The following is a 7,347-nucleotide window of genomic DNA, read 5'->3' as shown; positions in this document are numbered from 1 at the left end:
GCCCGCAGAGACCATCCCTCGCTCAAAATCTTCATGCAGATGACGAGCAAGACGCTGCTGTTCGTCGGCGGTCAAGACAGGGGGCGCACCAGTATTGGTCTGTCGTCCGTCCGCGAGGCTCTCCAGACCCAGGGTGTGATACCGATTGACCAGTGAGTAGGCCGTGACCCGGCTATAGCGGGTCAGCGCCAGAATCTCGGCAAGGGGACGACGTTCTGCCAGGAGCGCAAAGAATTGCGCTCTGCGCCGCTGGACGGCACAGGTACTGGTCTCGAAGAGCTGCCAGAAGTCAGCCGCTTGATGTGCGAGGGGACGAGTGAAGAGTGCAGGTTTCATCCCTCTATTGTAAACTGTTTAATCGGAATCCGTATTATTCCTCCCTCTGAGGAGCAAAGCGGCGGTCCACAGGGGCTGGGCGGGCAGGGGCAGCCCCCCTCGGTCTCATAGGGGCGGTCCGTTTCATTGCCCGGGGAAAGTGGCAGGTGACCGTTGGCGTCGTCGCACCGCTCCAGCACGCCTGGATTGGAACGCCTTGCACTCAGGCGTGCTCCAGCAGTGGTGTCCCCCGCCGTCTTGCGGCGCGCTTATACTCCACGCCATGACCACCATATCCGCAGTCCGTCCGCCCCAGCCGTGGGTGCTGTCTGCCTTCTGGTTCGGCACGGCTTTCCACTGGCTGGTGCTGCTGCTGATTTTAATGCCCGCCAACGTGGCCAATTTCGTGGGCGACACCAGCAAGGGAACATACCTGGGTGCGCTGGTGGCGATTGGCGCGGTCATGGCGCTGATCCTGCCGCCGCTGGTAGGGGCAGCCAGTGACCGCACCGGGCGGCGGCTGCCGTACCTGCGGCTGGGCGTGGCGGTCAATCTGGTGGGCCTGGCCATCATGGGTTTTGCGGCCATGACCCTCAGCGGCATGAACGGCTTCTGGGTCTACGTGCTGGGCTTTCTGTTCGTGCAGTTTGGCAACAATTACGCCACCGCGCCGTACTCCGCCCTGATACCTCAACTGGTGCCGCCCGAACAGCGCGGGCGCTACAGCGGCGTGATGGCGCTGCTTCAGGCAGCAGGGCAACTGCTGGGCGCGGTGGCGGCCTTTGCGGTGGGGATTCTCAAGCTGCCGGTGGTGGTGTCGTTCGTGTTGATCGCTGTGGTGCTGCTGGTGCCCGCCCTGATCACCATGCGCGGCATTCCCGAGGCCACCAACCCCAAGCCGCTGGCCACTGCCGGTGCCCGGACTCTCAGCATCGCCGAGCTGTTCGCGCATCAGGCGTTCTTGTGGGTCTTCCTGACGCGGGTGCTGTTCTCGCTGGGGCAGTACAGCGTGCAGCCGTTCCTCCAGTATTACAACCGCGACGTGATGCGCCAGACCGACGCCGAAACCAGCACCAGCATCATGCTGGCGTGCATCATCGTGGGCAGCATCATCTCGGCGCTGATCGGGGGGCGCGTCAGTGACCGGGTGGGCCGCAAGCCCGTCATTTACGTGGCGGGCGGGGCGATGGCCGCCGCCGCGCTGCTGCTGCTCGTCGCGCCCAGTTACCCGGTGGCGCTGGCGCTGGCGCTGTTCTTCGGGCTGGGTTTCGGGGCCTTTACCAGTGTGGACTGGGCGCTGGGCAGCGACGCCATGCCCAGTGCCAGCAGCTATGCCCGCGATATGGGTATCTGGCATGTGGCCTTTGTCGCGCCGCAGATGACCAGTGCGCCGCAGGGGGCGCTGCTGGACTGGGGCAACGCGCGCGGCGGCAACTTCGGCTACACGCTGGTCTTCGGCATCGCCGCCGTGTTCTTTATCCTGGGCGTGCTGCTGGTCCGCAAGGTGCCGGACAACGCGCACCGGGGGCAGCAGGCGGCGGCCTAGTTTTCGCTTAAAACCCCCGCCAAAAATCTTGACCGCTCATTAAGACGGTGCGGCGGGTTCCACAGCCCCGCGCCCGCCCGTGTCAGGTTTGAGGGCATGAGCGACACCCTCACCCGCGAACAATCCATCAAACATATCGCCAGCATTATCAAGGATGTCAAGTTCGCCATGCTGACCACCGTGACCGATGAGGGCCATATGCACGCGCGGCCCATGACCACCCAGCAGTTCGAGTTCGACGGTGACCTGTGGTTCATTGGCGGCAAGGACACCGAGGGCGTTCACGATATGGGCCAGCGCCCGCAGGTGAATGTCAGCTACTCCAATGCCGAAGGCAGCGACTATGTCAGTTTGACCGGCACTGCCGAACTGGTGGAGGACCGCGCCAAACTCGATGAACTGTGGAGCGACTTCTACAAGACCTACTTCGAGGGCGGCAAGGACGATCCCAACGTTCAACTGATCAAAATTAGCGCCCACGGCGCGGAGCTGTGGGAGGGTCCCGGCAAGGTCAAGGCGCTGTATGAACTGGCCAAGGGCGCGGTCACCGGCCAGCGCGGCGACATGGGCAACAACGAAACCGTCAAGCTGTAGCTTCATCGGCTTCGCCAACCTTCACCCGAAGCCCCGCCGTTTGAGAACCCAGATGGCGGGGTGTTCTGTGTCTGAAGATTTAGACGATCCGCGTTTACAGCCAGTAAACTTCCGAACAGATGCGCAAATTCATGGCCTTTGGCGACGTACACGCCGATTTTGAAACGTTGTGGGCTGCCCTGCGCGCCGCGAGCTGTGTGGACGGCGCATTTCTGCCGACGTCGCCGGTGCTGGCGGGTCTATTTCAGGTGGTCCTGATCGGCGATCTGGTGCACCCGAAAAACGAGCGCGAATACGCCCGGCTGATCGGCCTGCCGCACTTCGACGCGGACGATCCTGATCACCTGCTGCTGGCAGCCCGCAATCAGGCGGACCATCTGGAGCGTCTGCGGGCCTACCAGGCCGCCGCGCCCCACGCGGTCCACATTCTGCTGGGCAACCACGACGACGCCGTGCTGAACGGCGGTTACATCCTGGGCACCAGCGGCGGTCTGGTCCATCTGGAATTTGATCCTGAGCGCGGCGGCGTACCGCTCGCAGAGCATCTGCGGGCCTGGATCGCTCAGTTTCCCCGTGAGCTGCGGGTGGGCGCGGTGCAGTTCGCGCACGTCTCGCCGCTGCCCGCCCACACGCATTACGACGATCTGTTCTACGCGGACCGCAGTGCCAAATGCTGGTTTCGCGACACCCCAGAATACGTGGCGATGGCTGGCCTGGACTTCGGCGTCTACGGCCACACCCAGATTGACGACGGCATCCTGCTGGATGAGGACCACCGCTTCGCCATGATCGACGCCCTGCACGCCCGCGAGTACCTGGAACTGATGATCGACGAATCGGCAACTGCGGCGCTTCAGGCGGTGCGGACGGTGCCGTTCTGATGCCCGCCCTGCGGGCAAACAGGTGCCCGGCACAACTGTCGGCTTGTTGACAAGTTCCAGGGGCGCGGCTATCCTTAACCCCGCTGCTTTTCGTGGGCAGCACCATGACAATCAAGCGCCAGAAGAAATGGTCCGGTAGTGTAGCGGTTAGCATATCTGCCTGTCACGCAGAAGGTCGCGGGTTCAAATCCCGTCCGGACCGCCAAGACTTTCTCCCGCGTGGGGAAAGCAAGGCTGGATAGCTCAGCTGGTAGAGCAAACGATTGAAAATCGTTGGGTCGCCGGTTCAAGTCCGGCTCTGGCCACCAAGTTGAAGCCTCGTCCTAGACGGGGTTTTTTCCTTTTGTGCTGACGGCCTAAGCCGTGCCCAACTGGCCCATATGCCCAACGCGTGCCCAACGGGTTTTTCATGGTGTCCTTTCTGAGTCTGGGGTGAGTGATGGGAAGGCCAGCGTCAGGGCGTCCCGTTCCTTTGCGAAGACAGTTCTATAGCGGTCCTGAGTGAATGACGCGCAGGCATGCCCCACATGGGCAGAGATGACCTCCACCGGCTGCCCATGCTGCCCCTGTATGGAAATGAAGCTGTGTCTCAGGACATGAGTTCCTTTGTAGGGCACGTCTGCCGCCGCGCATAGCCGCCGCATGAAGCTATACACCGTATCCGGCAGAATCGCCCCGCCCTTCGAGTTGGTGAACACGGCGTCACTGGGCGTATAGCGGGCGGCCTGGGCCTCCATATCGAGGGCCACCTTCTGCGGCTGTTCCTTGAGGATGGCCAGGGCGTCTCCAGCTACCTTCACCGTCCGGCGTGACCGCGCTGTTTTGGGCGTGGTTCGGTGCGCGTGCCCGTTGACGCTAACTAGGCTCTCTTTGATGTGGATCAGTGCGGACGCTTCGCCCAGCTCCACATTCTCCCAGCGCAGGCCCAGGGCCTCCCCAATCCGCAGGCCGGTCGACAGCATGAAGCAGAAGGCCCCGCCGCGCGGGTCACGCCTGGCCACCGCGTAAAACCGTCCGGCCTCTTCCTCTGTCCATGCCTTCACTGTCACTTCGCGTGCCGCTTCCCGCGTGTACGTGGGGCGGGCCACGGTTGCCGGATTTCTGGGCAGGTCGCCATGTCGTACCGCTTCCGAGAACATCTGATAGAGCATGTTGTGAATGAGCCGCTTCATGGAATCGCCCAACGGCTTGACGCCCTTCAATCCTTTGCCGCGCCGTTTGTCCTGGTAGGTCAGTCCGGCATAGAAGGATTCAAGGTCACGGGGCGTGATCGTCGATAGGCGGCGCTTGCCCAGGCTGGGCAGGATATGGACATTCATCATGCTTTCGTGACTGCGGGCATACGTGGCCGCCTGACTCTGTTTCTTGACCGCGTGCCACGCCTCCAGATATTCGCCCAGCGTGGTTTTCTCAGTCATGGTGAACTGACCGCGCGCCGCGTCCGTCCTGGCACGGCTCAGGGCGTCCTCTGCCTCTGTTTTGGTGTCTACCGTCCCGGCCACGCGTACCAGCTCCCCACTGGGCTACTCGGTACTGGCCCGCCATTGCCAGCGCCCGGAAGGCAAGCGCCGGACACTGCCGCGCCCGTTGCCCCGTTTCGCTGTGGGTTGCTCTACTTTCTTCGCCATGCGGTCAACCTCGTTTCGTGTCTTGGCAATTGGTGCAAAACCTGATTTGGTGCAAACTTCCCTGCCCCTAATTACACGCTGTGCAGCACGCTAAAAATGATTTGGTGCAAAGGTGCAGCTACATACCAGAGTGGGGGAGAGGCGGGGCATCGTTTCACCGTCGATAAGTTGGGGGCGAAGTTGGGGCATTCAGTTAAACAGTCGATTTGGGCCGGATGATGTTTCTCTGACTGGACTTCACTTCAACCTTTTGTCTGCCACCGCGTAGGCGTCCCGCTTATCGCCTTCCTTACGTATGCCGATGACCACCACCACCACGGCCCGTGTCTCGGCGTCCATCGCCACCTGATACACGATCCGATATCGCTGCCCAGCGGCCCGGATGCTGCGAAAGTTCTTGAGCAGGCCAGTAAGCTGCTTCCCCTTCTGATCCGGGTCAGTCTCCAGGCCGTCAATCTGCTTCCCGATGGCTTTAACGGTGCGCTGATCGGAGATCCCCAGCAGATCGGCGCGGGCGTCATCGGTGAGGATGACCGTGAAGAGAACGGGGCGCGTCACAGGTTCAGTTCGGCCTTCAAGTCATGCCAGGGGATCAGCTTTGACTCTCCTGCTTCCAGCCGACGCACCCGTTCAAGAATGTCCGGGTGGTCTGCCAGGACTGCCGCTGTTTCTTCCGCGTCCCCATCAGCAGGCGTGTATTCCAGCAAATCAGCTACGGTGTACGCCTTTCCAGTGAGGGCGTTCAAAGCGTCCAGCACTGCGGCAAGCTGGCCCATGTCCACCCTTTCCCGCGTGCCGTGGTACAGGGCATTGACAGCCGCAGGACGGATGCGCGCCGCCTCGGCCAGTTGCCGCTGCTTGATCCTATGCCGCCCCATCACCTCGTTTAATTTGAACTCTATGACTCCCATGCGGCAAGTATACACGCATAGGGCATAAATCGGTACGCTTACAAGCTTAACATTGTTATGCGTATGCGTAATAATAAAGACAGCAGAGAAGGCGCTTCCCCGTCGAAAGAGAGCGCCCCATCTGATCCCCAGTAGCACCGAAGGAGCAAGATGAGCACTACCGCACCCCGCGCCATTTCCCGCACCTGGGCCGCCCACACCACGTACAGGGAGTGCAGCGTGGTCATGTCCACCGCCGTCTACGCCGTCACGGTCAGCCGCACCGGCCAGGGCTTCGCCGCCGAAGTGGACGGCGTACCAGTGGACGTGGTAGCCGCTGATCGCGTGCTGAGGAATGCTGACCGTCTGGAGCTGCTGGCCGAAACACTGGACACCATCGGCAAGCCCGCCGCCTGCAACCTTCACCGGGAATTGGGCCGCCTGGGATTTAAGGACCACTACGCCACCGCCGCCGATGCCCTGGGCCGCCCGGTGCCTTCCCTCGCTGCCCTGACGCCTGTAGACGCCTACACCGTCAGGAACTACGCGCGGGGACAGTGGGGCATGACGGCCTAAGTTCAACTGAGGTTGTGGCACCCGGTCACAACCTCACCCGCGCGAATACGTGTAGCCAGCGCCATCTATTCCCCTTCTCTGGAGGTTCCACCATGACCGTAATTTCCCGCTCTGTCCGCGCCACCCTGCCCAGCACCATCTGTGATTCTTGCCTCGCGCCCATTTCCTTCCTGCCCATTCCGCACGGCCTGGCACACCCGGATGCCCTTTGCCCCGGCTGTAGCGCCCGCGTGGCGCTGGAGAATGCCGCTGCTGAGCATCTTCACGCGCTGCTCTATCCCACGGTTCAAGCCTGGGCGCGTCACTGGAAAGCGGCGGGTGTGGGGGCGTCTGCGCTCGGTACTACGCTGTCTCTGGAGGGTCATTTTTGGCACCCTGACGGCTTACTGTACCGCCGCGAGGATGACGCCCATGATGCTGCTCTTGCCGTGATCCGTGAGGCGCTGGGCGAAAGCTGACCACCGGATAACCGGCGCGGCCCGTTCCCAGCAGTGGGGGCGGGTTTTTTCGTGTGGCGTAAGCTCGGCATACCCCACTTTTGCCCACATGGGTGAAAAGAATCTGCTGGTCAATATGTCCAGCCAGCAGGACGAATAGCAGAGGGGGCCTGTCCGACTTACCCCCTTGCCCGATAGCGTCGCAAGTTGCGACGCCATGCCCGTATTTCTCCCCGTTCAGTGGGCAGTATTCCCGGCGCGGCTGTCCCAACTGCGGAATTTCCGCAGATGATACGGATTCCGATTAAACAGTTTATAATAGAGGGATGAAACCTGCACTCTTCATTCGTTCCCTCGCACATCAAGCGGCTGACTTCTGGCAGCTCTTCGAGACCAGTACCTGTGCCGTCCAGCGGCGCAGAGCGCAATTCTTTGCGCTCCTGGCAGAACGTCGTCCCCTTGCCGAGATTCTGGCGCTGA

At 62.0% G+C, this 7,347-nt stretch carries 9 protein-coding genes and 2 tRNA genes; 7 read left to right on the top strand and 4 right to left on the bottom strand.

The annotated features are described in order from the left end of the window. A partial coding sequence (locus tag Q322_RS23665) for a helix-turn-helix domain-containing protein (protein ID WP_162176644.1) occupies positions 1 to 336 on the bottom strand: 336 nt, incomplete at its 3' end. Positions 337 to 598: 262 nt separating this feature from the next. Here Q322_RS23665 and Q322_RS0119095 point away from each other — a divergent pair. The 5 genes from Q322_RS0119095 to Q322_RS0119075 all read left to right on the top strand — a co-directional run bounded on the left by Q322_RS0119095 (position 599) and on the right by Q322_RS0119075 (position 3,644). After that, complete coding sequence (locus Q322_RS0119095) at positions 599 to 1,861, top strand: MFS transporter (protein WP_029479448.1); 1,263 nt, start codon at positions 599 to 601, stop codon at positions 1,859 to 1,861. A gap of 96 nt (positions 1,862 to 1,957) precedes the next feature. Continuing rightward, positions 1,958 to 2,455 carry a pyridoxamine 5'-phosphate oxidase family protein gene (locus tag Q322_RS0119090; protein ID WP_029479447.1) on the top strand — a complete coding sequence of 166 codons (498 nt, stop codon included), beginning with the start codon at positions 1,958 to 1,960 and terminating at the stop codon, positions 2,453 to 2,455. A 119-nt stretch (positions 2,456 to 2,574) separates the two neighbouring features. Further along, complete coding sequence (locus tag Q322_RS0119085; protein WP_029479446.1) at positions 2,575 to 3,336, top strand: metallophosphoesterase; 762 nt, start codon at positions 2,575 to 2,577, stop codon at positions 3,334 to 3,336. Between the two features lie 129 nt (positions 3,337 to 3,465). Next, positions 3,466 to 3,541, top strand: a tRNA-Asp gene (locus tag Q322_RS0119080). A gap of 27 nt (positions 3,542 to 3,568) precedes the next feature. Then, positions 3,569 to 3,644 (top strand) — tRNA-Phe (locus Q322_RS0119075). Between the two features lie 99 nt (positions 3,645 to 3,743). Here the strand turns inward: Q322_RS0119075 and Q322_RS21310 are convergent. The 3 genes from Q322_RS21310 to Q322_RS21305 all read right to left on the bottom strand — a co-directional run bounded on the left by Q322_RS21310 (position 3,744) and on the right by Q322_RS21305 (position 5,875). Continuing rightward, on the bottom strand, positions 3,744 to 4,838 hold the full coding sequence (locus Q322_RS21310) for a tyrosine-type recombinase/integrase (protein WP_245593323.1): 1,095 nt from the start codon (positions 4,836 to 4,838) through the stop codon (positions 3,744 to 3,746). A 363-nt stretch (positions 4,839 to 5,201) separates the two neighbouring features. Further along, a complete protein-coding gene (locus tag Q322_RS0119065) occupies positions 5,202 to 5,522 on the bottom strand; it encodes a type II toxin-antitoxin system RelE family toxin (RefSeq protein WP_029479445.1) in 321 nt (106 codons plus the stop codon). After that, positions 5,519 to 5,875 (bottom strand): helix-turn-helix domain-containing protein, encoded by a 357-nt coding sequence (locus Q322_RS21305; protein WP_034419316.1) that lies wholly within the window; start codon positions 5,873 to 5,875, stop codon positions 5,519 to 5,521. The genes Q322_RS0119065 and Q322_RS21305 overlap by 4 nt, the downstream gene beginning before the upstream one ends. A gap of 150 nt (positions 5,876 to 6,025) precedes the next feature. Between Q322_RS21305 and Q322_RS0119055 the strand changes: the two genes are divergently transcribed. Then, positions 6,026 to 6,430 (top strand): hypothetical protein, encoded by a 405-nt coding sequence (locus tag Q322_RS0119055; protein WP_051668776.1) that lies wholly within the window; start codon positions 6,026 to 6,028, stop codon positions 6,428 to 6,430. Positions 6,431 to 6,522: 92 nt separating this feature from the next. Next, positions 6,523 to 6,888, top strand: a complete 366-nt coding sequence (locus tag Q322_RS0119050; protein ID WP_029479443.1) for a hypothetical protein — start codon at positions 6,523 to 6,525, stop codon at positions 6,886 to 6,888. Positions 6,889 to 7,347 lie beyond the last annotated feature (459 nt).

It is taken from the genome of Deinococcus frigens DSM 12807 (genome assembly GCF_000701425.1).
Classification (GTDB): Bacteria; Deinococcota; Deinococci; order Deinococcales; family Deinococcaceae; genus Deinococcus; species Deinococcus frigens.
This window is presented reverse-complemented; position numbering and strand designations above follow the sequence as displayed.